The 17,704-nt window shown below is 48.6% G+C and carries 14 protein-coding genes; 8 read left to right on the top strand and 6 right to left on the bottom strand.

Annotated elements, in window-relative coordinates:
* The first annotated feature begins 6 nt into the window (after positions 1-6).
* Genes mreC through tldD form a run of 7 tightly spaced genes read left to right on the top strand, consistent with a single transcriptional unit; the run spans position 7 to position 9,839 of the window.
* Entirely contained in the window at positions 7-1,026 is a 1,020-nt protein-coding gene (mreC, locus tag XDD1_RS16430; protein ID WP_045973751.1) for a rod shape-determining protein MreC, read from the top strand.
* The gene (gene mreD, locus XDD1_RS16425) at positions 1,023-1,511 is read left to right on the top strand and encodes a rod shape-determining protein MreD (protein WP_045972857.1); all 489 of its coding nucleotides are present in this window, start codon (positions 1,023-1,025) and stop codon (positions 1,509-1,511) included. The genes mreC and mreD overlap by 4 nt, the downstream gene beginning before the upstream one ends.
* 55 nt (positions 1,512-1,566) lie before the next feature.
* The gene (locus XDD1_RS16420; protein ID WP_045972855.1) at positions 1,567-2,154 is read left to right on the top strand and encodes a Maf family protein; all 588 of its coding nucleotides are present in this window, start codon (positions 1,567-1,569) and stop codon (positions 2,152-2,154) included.
* Positions 2,151-3,620 carry a ribonuclease G gene (gene rng / locus XDD1_RS16415; RefSeq protein WP_045972853.1) on the top strand — a complete coding sequence of 490 codons (1,470 nt, stop codon included), beginning with the start codon at positions 2,151-2,153 and terminating at the stop codon, positions 3,618-3,620. The genes XDD1_RS16420 and rng overlap by 4 nt, the downstream gene beginning before the upstream one ends.
* Before the next feature lie 31 nt (positions 3,621-3,651).
* Positions 3,652-7,530 (top strand): AsmA2 domain-containing protein YhdP, encoded by a 3,879-nt coding sequence (yhdP, locus tag XDD1_RS16410; RefSeq protein ID WP_045972851.1) that lies wholly within the window; start codon positions 3,652-3,654, stop codon positions 7,528-7,530.
* A complete protein-coding gene (gene nit1 / locus XDD1_RS16405; protein ID WP_045972849.1) occupies positions 7,527-8,375 on the top strand; it encodes a deaminated glutathione amidase in 849 nt (282 codons plus the stop codon). Before yhdP ends, nit1 begins: the two co-directional genes overlap by 4 nt.
* A gap of 18 nt (positions 8,376-8,393) precedes the next feature.
* A complete protein-coding gene (gene tldD, locus XDD1_RS16400) occupies positions 8,394-9,839 on the top strand; it encodes a metalloprotease TldD (RefSeq protein ID WP_045972847.1) in 1,446 nt (481 codons plus the stop codon).
* Between the two features lie 150 nt (positions 9,840-9,989).
* On the opposite strand, the gene XDD1_RS16395 is transcribed toward tldD, so the two are convergent.
* The 3 genes from XDD1_RS16395 to XDD1_RS16385 are packed head-to-tail and all read right to left on the bottom strand — an operon-like array spanning position 9,990 to position 14,605.
* Positions 9,990-13,070 carry a MexW/MexI family multidrug efflux RND transporter permease subunit gene (locus tag XDD1_RS16395; RefSeq protein WP_045972845.1) on the bottom strand — a complete coding sequence of 1,027 codons (3,081 nt, stop codon included), beginning with the start codon at positions 13,068-13,070 and terminating at the stop codon, positions 9,990-9,992.
* A complete protein-coding gene (locus tag XDD1_RS16390; RefSeq protein WP_045973749.1) occupies positions 13,067-14,182 on the bottom strand; it encodes an efflux RND transporter periplasmic adaptor subunit in 1,116 nt (371 codons plus the stop codon). Before XDD1_RS16390 ends, XDD1_RS16395 begins: the two co-directional genes overlap by 4 nt.
* 9 nt (positions 14,183-14,191) lie before the next feature.
* A complete protein-coding gene (locus tag XDD1_RS16385) occupies positions 14,192-14,605 on the bottom strand; it encodes a DoxX family protein (protein ID WP_045973748.1) in 414 nt (137 codons plus the stop codon).
* 137 nt (positions 14,606-14,742) lie between these two features.
* Between XDD1_RS16385 and soxR the strand changes: the two genes are divergently transcribed.
* Positions 14,743-15,204, top strand: coding sequence for a redox-sensitive transcriptional activator SoxR (soxR, locus tag XDD1_RS16380; protein ID WP_045972842.1), 462 nt, complete (start codon positions 14,743-14,745; stop codon positions 15,202-15,204).
* Positions 15,205-15,301: 97 nt separating this feature from the next.
* Here the strand turns inward: soxR and bhsA are convergent, their stop codons facing one another.
* The 3 genes from bhsA to yjgA form a co-directional block, all read right to left on the bottom strand.
* Positions 15,302-15,553: a multiple stress resistance protein BhsA gene (gene bhsA, locus XDD1_RS16375; protein ID WP_045972840.1), complete on the bottom strand. Its 252-nt coding sequence runs from the start codon at positions 15,551-15,553 to the stop codon at positions 15,302-15,304.
* A 294-nt stretch (positions 15,554-15,847) separates the two neighbouring features.
* Positions 15,848-16,801 (bottom strand): D-2-hydroxyacid dehydrogenase family protein, encoded by a 954-nt coding sequence (locus XDD1_RS16370; RefSeq protein WP_045972838.1) that lies wholly within the window; start codon positions 16,799-16,801, stop codon positions 15,848-15,850.
* A gap of 182 nt (positions 16,802-16,983) precedes the next feature.
* Positions 16,984-17,520: a ribosome biogenesis factor YjgA gene (gene yjgA / locus XDD1_RS16365; protein ID WP_045972836.1), complete on the bottom strand. Its 537-nt coding sequence runs from the start codon at positions 17,518-17,520 to the stop codon at positions 16,984-16,986.
* Positions 17,521-17,704: the final 184 nt, after the last annotated feature.

Here is a 17,704-nt window from a genome sequence, read left to right as displayed (position 1 = left end):
CCATTTATGAAGCCGATTTTCAGCAGAGGGCCTTCTCTGCAACTACGACTCTTTTTTGCTATCATTATTGCCATTATTTTGGTTGTGGTAGACAGCCGACTTGGTGTTTTCAATAAAGTCCGTAGCTACATGGATACGGCTGTGAGTCCTTTTTACTTTCTTGCCAACGGGCCACGCCAGTTTTTGGATGGCATCTCAGAATCCCTTGCCAGCCGTAATCATCTTGAGCTGGAAAATAGAACCCTGCGTAACGAATTGCGGTTACAGGACAGTAAATTGTTGCTGTTGGGGCAACTGAAACAAGAAAACTCCCGTTTACGTGAATTACTGGGGTCGCCTCTGCGTAATGATGAACACATGATGGTATCGCAGGTGATTTCCGGGGGGATGGACCCCTATCGGGAGCAAATCGTCATTGATAAAGGGGCGAAAGAGGGAGTGTACGAAGGGCAGCCGGTTATCAGTGATCGGGGTGTGGTGGGGCAGGTTACTGCCGTGAGTCAGTTGAGCAGCCGGATATTGCTGATTTGCGATCCCTCTCACGCCATTCCAGTGCAGGTTTTGCGCAATGATATTCGGGTTATCGCGAATGGGGCAGGGTGTACGGATGATCTTCTGCTAGAACCTTTGCCAAGTGATACTGATATCCGCGTCGGTGATGTATTGGTGACATCGGGATTGGGGGGGCGTTTTCCTGAAGGTTATCCTGTAGCTGTTGTTTCTGCTGTCAAAATTGATAACCAGCGGGCCCATGCGGTCATTCATGCCCGTCCATTGGCGGAATTGCGGCGTTTGCGCTATTTACTGCTACTATGGGGAGCTGATAATAATCCGTCTGAACCGTTACCCCCTTCGGAAGTCTATCGGGCGGCCAATGAACGTTTGATGCAGATGTTACCACAGGTGTTGCCAAACCCATCAAATGAGATACCGCAATTGCCGGCACCCAAATCCGTAGAAAAAGAAACATCAGCGGAAAAACCGATATCGAAACCGTCATCACCCGCTACAGGAAATCATCAATGAGTCAATACCATAGCCAAGGACTTTGGGTTATTTGGTTATCTTTCCTGATTGCAATCGTGCTACAGATTATGCCGTGGCCGGAGCAATTCTTTATGTTCCGGCCCACTTTATTGATGCTGTGCTTAATTTACTGGTTGCTGGCGCTTCCTCATCGTGTCAGCGTAGGTACAGGCTTTGTCTTGGGAATGATTACTGACCTGTTGCACGGCAGTATTTTGGGCGCACATGCCTTGGCATTTAGCCTTATCAGCTTTCTGGTTGCTTTCAAATTCCAGCTTATCCGCAATATGGCGCTTTGGCAGCAAGCGCTGGTTGTGGTGGGGCTTTCAACATTGATGAACCTCTGCGTTTTTCTGGTCCATGCTTTGCTACTAAAACCCCTCTTTCATCCGGAAGTGTTCTGGAATGGGGTGGTTAATGGTATTCTCTGGCCTTGGCTATTCCTATTAATGCGGAAAATCCGTCGTCAATTTTCAATTCGTTAACGTAGTCTCCTAACAAAAAATAGCTGATGAGATAGATTCCTAAGGATTATTCACGATGAAAACCATTTACTTAGCTTCTGGCTCACCAAGACGGCGTGAGCTGGTGGAATTGTTGGATTTTAACTTTGAAATCCTGGCACCTCAGGTCGAAGAAAAATGGCGTGAAGGGGAGTCTCCACAGCAATATGTTACCCGGCTGGCCAGAGAAAAAGCGCGGGCCGGCGTCGCCATTGCGCCACACGATCACCCCGTTCTGGGGGCGGATACCATCGTTGTCTTGAATAACCGTATCTTAGAGAAACCGCGCGATCAGCAACACGCTGCAAAAGTGCTTAATGCTTTGTCAGGTCAGTGCCATCAAGTGATGACGGCTGTTGCTTTATCGAGCAGTCAACATACCTTGAGTGAGATAGTCATTACGGATGTGATATTCCGCCAGTTATCCCAACCGGAAATACAGGAATATATCGCCACTGGGGAGCCAATGGATAAAGCCGGCGCTTATGGCATTCAAGGTAAAGGCGGTTGTTTTGTCAGAAAAATTAATGGCAGTTACCACGCTGTTGTCGGCTTGCCACTGGTGGAAACCCATGAATTAATCACACGGTTTTTAGCGTTAGCAGATGGGAAGGATTATTCATGACAGCAGAGTTATTAGTCAATGTAACACCATCCGAAACGCGGGTTGCTTATATTGACGGCGGTATCTTGCAAGAAGTGCATATTGAACGGGAAGCTAAAAGAGGCATTGTCGGGAACATTTACAAAGGGCGCGTAAGTCGGGTTCTGCCCGGTATGCAGGCGGCTTTTGTGGATATCGGGCTGGAGAAAGCCGCTTTTTTGCACGCTTCAGATATTGTGCCGCATACGGAGTGTATAGCAGGCGAAGAGCGGAAAAATTTCCATGTCAGGGACATTGGCGAATTGGTGCGTCAGGGGCAGGATTTACTGGTTCAGGTCGTAAAAGATCCGCTGGGAACCAAAGGTGCCCGTCTGACAACGGATATCACCTTACCGTCACGTTATTTGGTGTTTATGCCGGGGGCATCCCATGTGGGTGTTTCGCAACGCATTGAGAGCGAAGAAGAGCGTGAACGCCTGAAAAGCATCGTCATGGCGTATTGTGATGAGCATGGCGGTTTTATTATCCGCACGGCGGCTGAAGGGGTGGGAAGCGAAGAGCTGGCACAGGATGCAGCATTTTTGAAGCGTCTGTGGAGTAAGGTGATTGAACGTAAAAAACGCAATATCACCAAAAACAAGGTTTATGGGGAATTGGCACTGGCGCAACGTGTTTTGCGCGATTTTGTCGGCGCTTCCCTCGACCGCATTCGCGTTGATTCCCGCCAGACGTTTGTCCAATTACAGGAATTTATTGATGAATATATTCCTGAGATGAACGCGAAACTGGAATATTATCAGGGAAATCAGCCGATCTTCGATCTGTATGACGTGGAACGTGAAATTCAGCGGGCGCTGGAACGTAAAGTAGAATTAAAGTCAGGTGGCTATCTGATTATTGATCAGACGGAAGCCATGACGACCATCGATATTAATACCGGTGCTTTTGTTGGGCATCGCAATTTAGAAGAGACTATCTTTAATACCAATATCGAAGCCACACAGGCGATCGCCCGGCAGTTAAGGCTGCGTAATCTGGGCGGCATCATTATCATTGATTTTATTGACATGGGTAATGGAGAACACCGTCGCCGTGTCTTGGCTTCCCTCGAACAGGCATTAAGCAAAGACCGGGTGAAAACAACCATCAATGGTTTTTCACAACTGGGATTGGTTGAGATGACGCGCAAGCGTACACGGGAAAGTATCGAACATATTCTGTGTGATCATTGCCCGACGTGTCAGGGACGCGGCACGGTAAAATCTGTCGAAACGGTATGTTATGAAATCTTGCGTGAAATTGTCCGTGTCAATCGTGCCATTGATGCGGATCGTTTTCTGGTTTATGCCTCTCCCACTGTCAGCGAAGTCCTGAAAGGGGATGAATCCCACGCATTGGCAGAAGTCGAAATTTTTGTAGGTAAACAGGTCAAAGTGCAGACAGAGCAGCGTTACAGCCAGGAGCAATTTGACGTTATTATGATGTAGAGCAATAGCGCTGACAACCAAGGAGAAATGCGTGAAGCGACTGCCGGGGATATTATTAGCGACAGCCGCAATAGTCATTATCATTGTGGCTTTGCTTGTCAGCGGGTTACGTTTTTTCCTGCCACATATCAATGAATATCGTCAGCAATTAGCCGAAAAAATGGCTGACGTGACGGGCATTCCTGTCAAGATGGGGGATATCAACGGTCATTGGGAAACGTTTGGCCCCAGTCTGGAAATTCGTGATATCAGTGCGAAAACGGAAGATGTCGATATTCATGCTAAAAAGATCACCCTTTCTTTGGATGTCTGGCGTTCCCTGTTACAACGGCGCTGGCATTTTCGTGATCTCTCTTTTTACCAGCTTCAGGTCAATTACAATAAAGCGTTGTTTGGCGAAGGTGGCGAAAACAGGCTTTCTCAGCCAGATAGCCTCTCGACGCTGTTTCTCGAACAACTCAATCATTTTGACCTGCATGACAGCCGGTTAACCTTTTTGACCCCATCGGGTGAAAAAGCCGATCTGCGCTTGCCGCAATTAACGTGGCTGAATAAAGATAACCGCCATCGGGCACAAGGCAGCGTCAACCTCTCTTCGATTAATGGGCAAGAAGGGGTTGTGCAGGTGAAATTTGACCTGAAAGACAGCAACGGAATGCTGGATAACGGCACGGTTTATTTGCAGGCTGATGATATCGATATGCGGCTGTGGTTAAGTCGTTGGTTAAAGGACAACACCGGCTTGGAGAATGCCCATTTCAGCTTAGCCAGTTGGATTACCTTGAAGGAAGGGCGAATTGATAGCGGGCGTTTGCAGCTCAGGCACGGTGGCGTCAACTGGCACGTCGGCAATGAAAAACATCAACTTGCCGTGAGTGACTTTCTGGTGCAGATGCGCCGTCAGGGCGAAGGGTGGTTGTTTGAAGTCCCCAATCTGGCCAGCCTGAAAACTGATGATCAACCGTGGCCACAGGGCAAGCTCTCGACCCTGTATGTCAAGCAGTCCCACGAATATCAGGGTAACGATCATTGGCGTATTCGAGCCGAAAATATCCGGCTTGAATATTTGAACGGAATATTGCCGACATTGTCTTTTGTGACACCCGCTTTTGTGACACCGGAGACCATCAAGGATTGGCAGCACCGCCAGCCGAAAGGCATGATTGACAACTTTGCCCTCGATATTACACCCGCGCATCCCAATGAGACGGGCATTCGCCTGAAATGGCGGGATGTCAGTTGGTTACGTTGGAAAGAACTGCCCTCAATCAGCCATTTCAGTGGCCGGTTAGAGGGGAATAAACAGGGGGGAAATGTCAATTTTGCACTGAAAAACAGCACCATTGATTATGGCGATAGGTTTCAGGCTCCGCTGGATATTGCCCGCAGCGCAGGGCAGATCGCTTGGAAAAGTGACCAAAATGGCACCCAGGTATGGAGTCAGGGGCTGGATTTGCAAGCCAAATCGCTCTGGTTCAATGGGGATTTCCATTACCTGAAACCGCACAACCAACCGCCGGTTTTGTCCATGTTAGCCGGGATTCGGGCTAGTGATCTGGGTGAAGCCTGGCGCTATTTTCCCAAACCCCTGATGGGCGATTCCCTGACCGACTATTTGACGGCCTCCCTGATTAAGGGAAAAGTCGATAATGCGACTCTGGTTTTTCGCGGTAATCCCCATGATTTCCCGTTTAAACAGAACCACGGTCAATTTCAGGTGCTGGTGCCTGTGCGCCATGCCACCTTTCAATACCAACCCAATTGGCCGGCGCTGTTTGATTTGGATATCGACCTGAATTTCCACAATAACGGATTGTGGATGCTGGCACAGAAAGCGCAGTTGGGAAAAGTGCAGGCGACGCAAGTGTCGGCCGTGATCCCCGATTATGGCAAGCATAAGTTGTTTATCGATGCGGCATTATCCGGCGATGGGAAGGGTATTCATGATTATTTCAACCACAGCCCGATGGCGGATACGATTGGTGGCGCATTAGAGAACTTGCAGCTTGATGGCCGGGTGGATGGCAAGCTCCATCTGGATATTCCCTTGCAGCATGGCGAAGTGGCGGCGAGCGGGGAAGTGGCGCTGAAAGATACCCATCTGTTCATTAAGCCATTAAACAGCAAGATGGAGCACCTTAATGGCAAATTTCGCTTTGACAATGGTCAGTTAAACAGTGAGACATTATCGGCCCATTGGCTGGGCAATCCCTTATCCCTGAAATTTGCTACCCAAGACCTGCCAAAACATTATCAGGTCGATGTGAAACTGGGTGCACATTGGGCGGCAAAGGCATTACCGGCACTGCCTGTGGAGATCCGGAACAAGCTATCTGGAGCGCTGAACTGGCAGGGAGATGTGAGAGTTACGCTGCCGTCTGATAAGTCTCCAGCAAATAAGTTACCGCGAAAGAAAGACGTGCAATATCGTGTCGCCATTAATGCAGATTTATCACATTTGAACAGCAAATTACCCATATTGGACACAGAATCGCTGAGAGAATGGAATAAGATTAATATTCATGCCGAAGGTGATATAAACCAACTCCGGATCAACGGATTAATGGGTAAGCGATACGCGTTCAACACGCAGTGGAAGTTGGAAGAAACACAGGCCAGATTGCAGCGAGGTATTTTTGATACCGATGGCAATGGGCTGCCTGCCCTGCCGAAAAAATCGGTGTTGGCACTCAATTTGCCGGCGATTGAGGGTGAAAAACTATTGGCACTGTTCGCTCCCTTGCGCTGGAACGCCTCGGAAGATAAGGGTGTATTGTGGCCAAATGTATTTGAAATTTCATTGCCTTCATTGGATCTTGTTGGACAGCGTTGGAATCAGCTCACATTCAATATCGTGCGACAAAACGGCGCAATAACAGTGAGTGCCAAGGGGAACGAAATTAATGGTCATCTTTTGATGCAAAAGCATAAACCGATGCAGGCATCCATTGATTATCTTTACTATGACCCCTTGTTTGCGGCAAATTCGTCGATGGATAACCCAAAGTCGGCGTCAGATAAGGCTCCTGCACCGCATTATGCGTTGAACCGTTGGCCGGCATTAGATGTCAAATGCGCAGAATGCTGGGTTGCCGGATTAAAACTCGGCAAAGTGTCTGGATCGATTATGCCGGAAGGGGATGCTCTGGTTTTGACCCACGGGAAAATGGAGAACAGCACTGGAAAGCTGACACTCTCCGGCCGCTGGGATGAAAACGATACCAGAGAAAGCAATACCAGAGAAAGTAATACCGGAAGCCATAGCTATATCAAAGGGCAGTTATCAGGCGAAAAATTCGACGATATGGCCGCTTATCTGGGCTTTATCGTGCCGATTGTGGATGCGCCTTTCAAATTTGATTTTAATTTGAACTGGCAAAATGTCCCGTGGCAGCCCGATCTCAAAACATTGAACGGAACGCTGACCGGAGACATGAAAAAAGGTGCCATCGCCAAGCTGGGAGGTGGCAGAGCTGGGCAATTATTAAGGCTCATCAGTTTTGATGCGTTGTTGCGTAAATTACAATTGGATTTCAGTGACACATTCAGTAATGATTTCAACTTTGATTCCATTCGTGGTGACGCAACGATAAAAAATGGCGTCATGTATACCGATAACTTTTTCATCGATGGACTGGCGGCGGATATCAATGCGACAGGGCAGACCGATTTAGTTAAGCGTCAGATCAACATGGAACTGGTCATCACGCCGGAAATTTCGACAACGGTGGGGGTTGCGGCGGCCTTTGCGGTCAATCCTGTGGCTGGTGCGGCAATTTTTGCCGCAACAAAAGCACTAAGGCCCTTATGGCACAAGATATCGGTGATCCGCTATCGGTTAACGGGCAGCCTAGAACAGCCTAAAATTGATGAAGTTTTACGTCAGCTTAAGGAGAATAAAGGGCCATGAGAAACGTCAATGTTGCACTTTTACAATTATGTAGTGGGACGAATGTTAAACACAATTTAGCGCAAATTGAGCAACAGATTAAGCAATTGCCAGATACCGTCAAACTGGTTCTGACACCCGAAAATGCGCTGTTGTTCGCTGATGCTGATACCTACCGCGCACAGGCAGAAACGCAAGGAAGCGGGCCAATGCAGCAGGCCGTGAGCGAGATCGCACAACGTTACGGCATTTGGCTGCTGATTGGCTCTATGCCGATGGTCAGTCGGGAAGATCCCACCCGTATCACAAGCAGTAGTCTGTTGTTTGATGATCAAGGAGAAATTCAAGCCCGTTACGACAAAATCCACATGTTTGATGTCAATATCAACGATGAACACGGTGCCTATAATGAATCCGCTATCTACCAGCGTGGGGAACATATCACCGTGGTTGATACCCCCGTGGGGCGCTTAGGGATGACGATCTGCTATGATCTGCGTTTTCCGGGACTGTTTCAGGCCTTGCGTGAACAGGGTGCGGAACTGATTTCTGTCCCCGCTGCTTTCACCCGCTTGACGGGTAAGGCGCATTGGGAGCCATTGCTGAGAGCCCGTGCCATCGAGAACCAATGTATTATTTTGGCACCGGCACAAGTTGGCGTACACGGTACGCGCAGAACCTGGGGGCACACCATGGCGGTGAGTGGTTGGGGAGAAATTATCAAGAAAAATGCTCTGACCGTCAGCGCATTGCAGCTTAATATCCGTCGGGATAGTTTGATTCACATGCGTGAGCAGATCAAAGTGGTGAAACACAATCGCTTCCGTCCACAACTGACTTCTTTGATAAAAAAGAATACCAATTAAAGTAAAAGAGTAATCAATATGAGTTTAACTTATGTCAGTGAATGTTTGCTGACTGCTAATAATTTGAATCATCAAGACTTATTTTCTGTACTGGGTCAATTGGCGGAACGTCGTCTGGACTATGCCGATCTCTATTTCCAATCCAGTTACCATGAAACATGGGTACTGGAAGACCGCATCATCAAAGATGGCTCCTATAATATCGATCAGGGGGTCGGCGTGCGTGCGGTCAGTGGAGAAAAAACGGGTTTTGCTTACGCAGATCAAATCACATTGAATGCGTTACAGCAAAGCGCCCAGGCTGCGCGCAGCATTGTGCGGGAAGCGGGTAATGGCATTGCGCATACATTGGGTGCAGTGGCGTATCCGGCACTTTATCCGACAGTTGATCCTTTGCAGAGCATGAGCCGGGAAGAAAAAATTGCGTTGTTGCATCGGGTGGATCACATTGCACGAGCGGAAGATCCCCGTGTACAGGAAGTCAATGCCAGCCTGACCGGGGTGTATGAGCAAGTGCTGGTCGCGGCGACAGACGGTACACTGGCAGCGGATATTCGTCCATTGGTACGCCTTTCTGTCAGTGTATTGGTGGAAGAAGGGGGCAAGCGTGAGCGTGGTGGCAGCGGTGGCGGTGCCCGTCATGGCTACGACTATTTCCTGCGTACCGAAGATGGCGAGATTCTGGCAGAGCAGTTTGCGCGTGAAGCGGTGCGCATGGCACTGATCAACTTGTCGGCGGTTGCCGCCCCTGCGGGCACCATGCCGGTGGTATTGGGTGCCGGATGGCCGGGCGTGCTGCTGCATGAAGCGGTCGGTCACGGTCTGGAGGGAGACTTTAACCGTCGCGGTACTTCTGTTTTCTCCGGCCAGATTGGGCAAAAAGTGGCATCAGAACTGTGTACCGTGGTTGATGACGGCACACTTGTAGGGCGCCGTGGCTCACTGGCCATTGATGATGAAGGGGTGCCGGGGCAATACAACGTGCTGATTGAAAATGGCATTTTGAAAGGCTACATGCAGGATAAACTCAATGCCCGCCTGATGGGTGTGGCGCCGACAGGTAACGGCCGCCGTGAATCCTATGCCCACCTGCCGATGCCACGGATGACCAATACCTACATGCTGGCAGGGAATTCCACGCCAGAAGAGATTATCGCCAGTGTGGATCGTGGGCTGTACGCACCGAATTTCGGTGGGGGTCAGGTGGATATCACCTCGGGTAAATTTGTTTTCTCGACGTCCGAAGCCTATCTGATTGAAAACGGCAAAATCACCAAGCCAGTCAAAGGGGCGACCCTGATTGGTTCTGGTATTGAAGCCATGCAGCAAATTTCCATGGTGGGCAATGACTTGGCACTCGACAAAGGGGTTGGTGTCTGTGGCAAGGAGGGCCAAAGCGTGCCGGTAGGTGTGGGGCAGCCAACCCTGAAACTGGATAGCCTGACCGTCGGCGGAACTGCCTGATAGTTTTTTGAGCGCTTTTCTTGAGCAAATAGCATGAATAAGGTCATCACGCGTTGCCAGACCATGATATGACGAAAAAGCAGGTTCGTCGCCTTGGCTGGCATACGCGTGAAGGCCATGTTTGTGAAGACATGGCCTGTTTCTGGCTCTTTATTCCGCTAATTGCTGTTTTCTGGCGGTTGTCGCGCTGGCTGAATGATTTCGTGCCAACAAGGTATAGATTGTCGGTAACACAAATAAGGTAAAGAAGGTCCCCACTAACAGGCCGGACACAATCACGGTGCCAATACCAAAACGGCTGTTCGCCCCCGCACCACTGGCAAATAACAGCGGGATCAGGCCGATAACCATGGCGGCGGTTGTCATCAATACCGGACGCAAGCGAATCTTAGCCGCCTGTAAGATGGCAGAGCGGCGGCTTATCCCTTCAATCGCCTGCAATTCATTAGCAAACTCCACCATCAGGATGCCATGCTTACTGATAAGGCCAATCAGGGTCACTAATCCAATCTGGGTATAAATGTTTAATGTGATATACCCCATTGCCAATGGGATCAACGCACCACAGATAGAAAGCGGGACAGTGATCAGAATAATCAAAGGATCAACCAGGCTTTCATATTGAGCCGCCAGAACCAGATAAATGATGATCAATGCTGACAGAAAAGCAAAAATCAGGGTATTTCCTTCCTGCTGATACTGACGTGAATCAGACTGCCAGTCATGGCTGAATCCCGCAGGTAAACGGTTTGCGATATCTTCAAGGAAAACGAGTGCTTGCCCCAGCGTTACGCCCTGAGCAGGAATGGCCTGAAAAATGGCTGCATTTTGTTGATTGAACTGGGTCAATTTATTGGGTTCAATTTTTGTCGAAACAGAAACAACGCTAGAAAGAGGGATCATGCTTTGGTTGTCGCTTCGTACATTTTCGCTTCGTATAAAGTGACGTGCCAACGCTTCCGGTGTTAACCGCTGACTGCGCAGACTTTGCGGGATGACATCATACGAGCGCCCTTCCATACCAAACCGGTTGATATAGTTTTCTCCCACCAGCACAGTCAGTGATTCGCCAATGTCCTGCATCCGAATGCCCAGACTATTGGCTTTAGCGCGATCAACCTGCACCTGTACCACCGGATTGTTATAATCAAGATCACTGTCTACAACGGCAAATAACCCACTTTGGCGTGCCCGTTGTTTGATCTCTTCCATTGTCTGATACAACACGGGATACCCCAGTGGACTGCGCAAGACCATTTGTATTGGCAAGCCGCCCGTGGAGCCGGGTAAAGGCGGAAGCTGGAAAATAAAAATACTGTTTCCTTCTACTGCACCGACGGCCGATTGTAACTGGCGCTGAATTTCCGAAGCTGTCCGCTTGCGTTCCTCCCATCCGGATAAACTCACGCCGCCAAAGCTCGACGATGGCCCGTCAGTGCCATTAATGATCCACGTTCCAACCGATTCCGGGATCTCGTTAAACACGCGCTCCAATTTATGAGCAAACCGCTCTACATAATCCAGATTGGCATGTTGGGGCGATTTTATCGCGGCCAGAACACCCGCTTGATCTTCCGTTGGTGCCAGCTCTTGTTTGGCTTGTTGATAGAGTAAAGGAAGACTGAAACAAACCAGCAACGCAAAGCCGCCGGTCACCCATCGGTGTCTCAGGGAAACATCAAGGGCAAGCGAGTAATAATGGGCCAGACCATCGAAAAATGATCCGGCTGCCTGAGCCATCCGGCTTTCCTGCTGTTTTGACTGCAAGAGAAAAGAACTCATTACCGGAGATAACGTCAAAGCAACAATGCCAGAGACAACCACCGCTCCCGCCAACGTCAGGGCAAATTCTTTAAATAGCGCCCCGGTCAGGCCGGACATCAACCCAATCGGCGCGTAAACCGCAGCCAGCGTCATCGTCATGGCAATGACCGGCCCGGCGACTTCCCGTGCACCAATTAACGCGGCCACCACCGGCGATTTCCCCTCCTCAATATGGCGATGCACGTTTTCCACCACCACAATGGCATCATCGACGACAAGGCCGATAGCCAACACCATTGCCAGCAGGGTCAATAAATTAATACTGAACCCAAATACCAGCATTAACCCTGCCGCACCCAGCATGGATAATGGGATAGCAACAATCGGAATCAATACACTGCGCAACGATCCCAGACAGAGATAGATCACCGCAATAACAATCATCAGCGCTTCCAGAAGGGTATGCGCGACTTCGTTAATCGACGCTTTAATAAAGCGTGAAGTCTCAAATGCTAACTCGACTTTCACTCCCGGCGGCAATGTTTTCTGGATATCCGGCAATAATCGCTTGATGCCGTCAACAATAATCAGCGGATTACCCGTTGGGGTAGAAAATAATCCTAAATGAACGGCGGACTTGCCATTCAACAATGCGCTGGTTTCTGTTGCCGCGGCGCCCAACTCGATGGTTCCGACATCTTTCAGGCGCACTAAGCCATTGCCGTCATGACGAATGACGAGATCACGGAACTCCTCAACATGGGTAAGATCGGTATTCACGCGGACATTCGAGATGACATATTCACCTTTGACTTTCCCCGGTGCCGCCTGATAGTTATTTTGCCTGACCGCTGCGGCAACATCTGCCGCCGTGATGCCGCGTCCGGCAAGGCGATCCGCATCCAGCCACAAGCGCATCGCCAGTTGTTGGCCACCAAATACCTGTACTTTGGATACCCCTTCGATAGAGGAAAACATCGGCTCAACCACTCTGGAAAGATAATCCGTCACGGCGGATACCGGTAAAGAATCGCTGGAAAATCCCACATACGCAACGGCCGTTGATTCCCCCGATGACAGTTCAATCACCGGATCGTAAGCCTGTTGCGGCAACTTGTACCTGACCTGATTCACTTTCGCCATCACTTGGGTCAACGCTTGGGTCGAATCACGGTTAAGCTCCATGCGGATAGTCACGCTGCTTCTACCTTGCACCGAAGAAGAAGACATATAATCCACCCCTTCAACCGAAGAGACGGCCTGTGAAATAGGCTGAGTCACAAATCCTTGGATCATATCCGCAGAAACACCCGGATATTCCGTGGTGACCGTGAGGGTTGAACTCTCCAACTGGGGATATTGTCGGATCGGCAATTGACTCAGGGCAAATAGCCCGAACAGAACGATCAGAGAACTGACGACCAATGCCAGTACCGGACGGCGAACGAAAATATCCGTAAATGTCATTGCCCTGCCTCCGCCGTGGATAACTGCGTTATTTTCAACGTATCATCAGCAGAAGCGATCACGGGGGTGCCATCATTCAATTTCAATTGCCCTGATGTCACGACCTGATCTCCCCGACTCACCCCTTTTTGGATCTCCACCAGACCCTCCCAACGTTGCCCCACATCCACCGGGACTCGCTTGACGGTCATGACCTGATTAGCCGACGACGGCGGGTTGACGACAAATACCGTACTCCCGTAGGCGGTATAGGTCACGGCGGTTTCAGGAAGGATTAAGCTCGGTGCTTTATCCTGATGCACAACCTGAATATTGGCGTACATGCCCGCTTTTAGCTTTCCATCAGGATTGTTGAGTATGGCCTGAACCTGCACCATGCGGGATTGAGCAATTAATGGATCAATGGCACTGATTTTGGCGGGAAACGTTTGATCCTGATATGCATCAACCCGCACATTCACCTGTTGACCCACTTTCAGTTCAGGACTGGCCTGTTCATCCAATGAAAAATTCAATCTGAGGTGCTTGGCATCCACCAAATTAGCGATGGGATCACCCGCTTGCAGATATTGCCCTTCATGTACCTGTCGGATACCTATCGTGCCGGAAAATGGCGCACGAATGGCTTTCTGGGCAATCAAGGCCTCGGTCTGGCGGATGGCGGCGCGCGCCATATCACGTTCAGCCTGTACACTATCCCATTGTGCGGCGGAAACAACATGACTGGAGAATAACTGGCGGGTGCGTTGATAAAGCTTGTCAGCATTTTTCCACTGCGCCTGCAATCGCACTAATTCGGCTTGTTCAATCGCATCATTGAGATGGACCAAGAGTTGACCTTTCTCAACATACTGCCCTGATGCAAACGCGATATGCGTAATACGGCCTCCGGTCTCTGCCGCGACATGAACCTGTCGGGCCGCCTCAAGCTCTCCCACCCCATGGAGGATTCTGGGAATATGGCGCTCTTTTACCTCCGCCAAGGCAACCATCACAGGGGGATAGGCCTGATTTTGCCTGTCTGATGTCGAACCATTCACGCGATAAATAGAAAAACCGACCATTCCCACCAATAAAACCGTTCCAAAACCCATAACCATTTTCTTTCTCATCATCTGCGTCTACCTTTTCTGTTTTTTTCTCAAATGGCTGGCAATCGCAGCCGCCATCAATCCGCCAATCACCGTGGTATGTTCAAGCGCAAAATAGAGGGAGGTTTTGGCGTACGCGCCAGAGAAAAGCCAAAAGGTATGCACAATAACAATGGTCAAAATGAGAAAAACGGACAGTATTCCGGCACCAAGCCAGACAAGGCGGTCAAATAAGATCAAGACTGAGCCGGAAAGTAAAACCAGGGCTGAAACGAGATTAAACAGCCAAGCCGGATGCAATCCCGCCGCGCGCATTTCTGCCAGACTCCCTTCGAAGTCGAGAAGTTTGGCCAGCCCGGAAGAGACGAAAATAACCAGCAGCAGTAACCGGACAACCCGCCACAACCCATTGCTCTCAAGTAGGTTTTCAATAAAACGTTGCATCATCTATTTTCCTGATCATTAAATAAAAACAACCCTGCCTTTCGGGTTCAAAAAAACGACAGAGCGATCTTTTTATGCGTTGACAGAGACAGCAATTCTGGACTATAAATCCTCAAGTTAACTTGAGGTCAATAGAGATGACAAAAGATAAAAGCATTGATTTCAATCGGGCTTTGACGATCGGCGAAGTCTCAAAACGAAGTGGCATTGCCGTTTCAGCGATTCATTTTTATGAAGCTAAGGGGCTGATCAAAAGTTCACGCAGCCACGGCAATCAACGCCGTTTTCCTTCCGTGGTTCTGCGCTATCTGGCCATTATCAAAGTCGCACAAAGTACCGGTATTCCACTTAAAGAGATTCAGGAAGTTTTAGGTCAATTCCCGCCCAACAGTAATTTAACGGCGGAACAGTGGCAGATAATCTCTTCGCAATGGCGGGACAGGCTGGATAAGCGCATTAATACACTGACTAAACTGCGCAACCACTTAAATAGCTGCATCGGCTGTGGCTGCCTTTCACTGACTGACTGCCCATTACGCAATCCGAATGATGTTTTGGGAGAAAAAGGAACAGGGGCTATTCTGTTGAAAAAAGGCTAAAAAACCAGATATAGTTTAATGAGTACTGTCTTGGTACGACAGCCATAACCCATCACCACTATAGAATAATGCCCCTTTTTGTATGGAACGCGATCAGTTATCTATATATTTCGGCAGTTCCATTTAAATTATTCTGACCAACAACCGAAATAATACGGAAATATTTGGCTCCAGCTTCCTCCGCTTTTTGGGATAATTTATCAGTGAGTGTATCCAGGGTTTCTGCACCTGTTACGGAAATAATTCCAACCTTTTCTCCGACAGCGGATTTAACCTCAGTCGCGGCTGATGAACCAAATGAAATAGCCGTTAATGCGAATAAGACAGCAATATATTTTGAAGTTTTCATCGTGTGATCCTATGGTTGTTTTCAATTTATGAAAAAGCTGTGCGGCAATTTTGCCCATTGACAGAAACGTCAGATGCACACTATAAAACCTCAAGTTAACTTGAGGTCAATAGGTAGGAAGAAAGATAAAGGCATTGATTTGAATAGGGCTTTAGTCATCATCTGCGGATAAGAAAAATATCCGCAAGTGACATTACCCGCGAGCAATTTGAGCGGGTATTAATAAAATCATGCTGGCACGCTGAATTTCTCCCAATGGAGTGAATCGAGTACTATTGAATTTAGCCACCATTTCTATTTATTAATCACATGGCTCTCATCGCCAGAAAAATATCTCTCAATATTTTCAAACGCGCTGGCAAAATACAGGTCATAACTGCTTTTTGTGACGTAACCAATATGCGGGCTGCAAAGTACGTTATTGCGTTTTAATAAAGGGTGATTGCTATCCCAGATTGGCTCAATATCAAAAACATCCAATGCGGCAAAACCCGGCGTGCCTAAATCAAGGGCTTTTTCCAGTGCTCCGGCTTCTATCAACCCTGAGCGGGCAGTATTGACCAAGAGTGCGCTGGGTTTCATGTTGGTTAAATCAGAAAACGTAATACCACCTGCGGTTTCTTTGACTAATCGTTGGTGCAGGGTGATGACATCCGAAGTCTGGAAAAATGCTGCACGGGAGTCGGGAACCATTAACCCTTCCTGGCGGGCTTGATTTTTGGCACGGTCTGAACCCCAAACCTGCACTTTCATATCAAAGGCTTGTGCGTACTTGGCAACCCGTTGGCCTATCTTGCCATAACCGACGATGCCAAGGGTTTTGCCCGCGACGGTATCGCCAAATTCAGTTTGCCAGTGCCCTTTTTTCATCATTGCGACAGAAGGTGCAAACCGCCGTATTGCGCTTTGAATTAACAACCAGGTTAATTCTGCTGCCGAAACCGGTGAACCCGTACCTTCAACAACCGCGATGCCCCGTTGTTTGCACAATGCCAGATCGATATTGTAAGCCACCCTTCCTGTCTGGCTGATGAGCTTTAGATTGGGCGTTTTAGCCAAAAATTTCTCATCAATCAGGGTTCTTTCGCGGATCAATATGAGGGCATCAGCTTTGGACAAATATTCTTCTGCTTTGGCATCACGGTCGAGGGCACCGAGGCAAACGACGTCAAAGTCACTGTTTTGATGTAAAGCCTGAATTTGTTTTGTGGCACGTTGATAATCATCAGGAATAACAACTAATGGCATGTGAAATATCCTTTAGATAAAGGCTGAGTGAATGTCGGGAAATAGAATGAAAATAAGGTTATCTGATTTTTGTTACAAATCCATAATATTTAACCAATATCATTAACTTAATCCGGTTAATGTCATGAAAGAGAAGGAGGAAAATAACCGCCAGTTCTTAATGAATTGGCGGTGATGGAGGATTAAGCGGATTCCGAGAGTTCTTTCAGATATTGGAAAATCTGACGGTAGGATTTAGGCGGCTTATTGGTTGCCTTCTCCTTTTTAGCATTACGCACCAATGCACGAAGTTGCTGGCGATCAGTATGTGGATACAGTGCGAGGACTTCTTCAAAGGCGTCATCACTTTCGATCAGTTTGTCACGTAGCTCTTCCAGTTTATGCAAAATAATGACTTGCTGGTTGTGACGGTTTTTCAGTTTATCCAATGCCGTGGTGATCGGCTCAGGATCGCGGGCACGCAACAATTTACCGATTAACTGTAACTGGCGGCGGCGTCCTTCCCGTTTGATTTTCTGTGCCAGCTCAATGGCGGCCAGCAAATCTTCATCCAGTGGAATGCGCTCCAGTTGGCCTTTACTGAGTTCAACCAGCTCCGTGCCCAACTTTTTCAGTATTTCCGCATCCCGCTTGATTTCACTTTTACTGACCCAAATTATCTCTTCTTCTTCCTCTTCAGCAGGATAATTGTCGAGCCAATCTTCAGGCTGCTTTGCCATAATTGTTTTCCTTCTAAAAAGGCCGGATAAGGTACGTTTTGCAGCATGACCTATCGTCCGGTGGGTGTTAACATCCTAATATTGTGTATTGTAACTGGGAAAATTGTCTGATTACCACCCGGCATTCGTATCGCGAACCGGAAGCAGGCATTTTTTCTGACGAATTCTCCCTTTAATTCATTGG

This window comes from Xenorhabdus doucetiae (genome assembly GCF_000968195.1).
Classification (GTDB): Bacteria; Pseudomonadota; Gammaproteobacteria; order Enterobacterales; family Enterobacteriaceae; genus Xenorhabdus; species Xenorhabdus doucetiae.
Note: the sequence above shows the minus strand (reverse complement) of the source record. Positions and strands in the feature narration are given on the sequence as shown.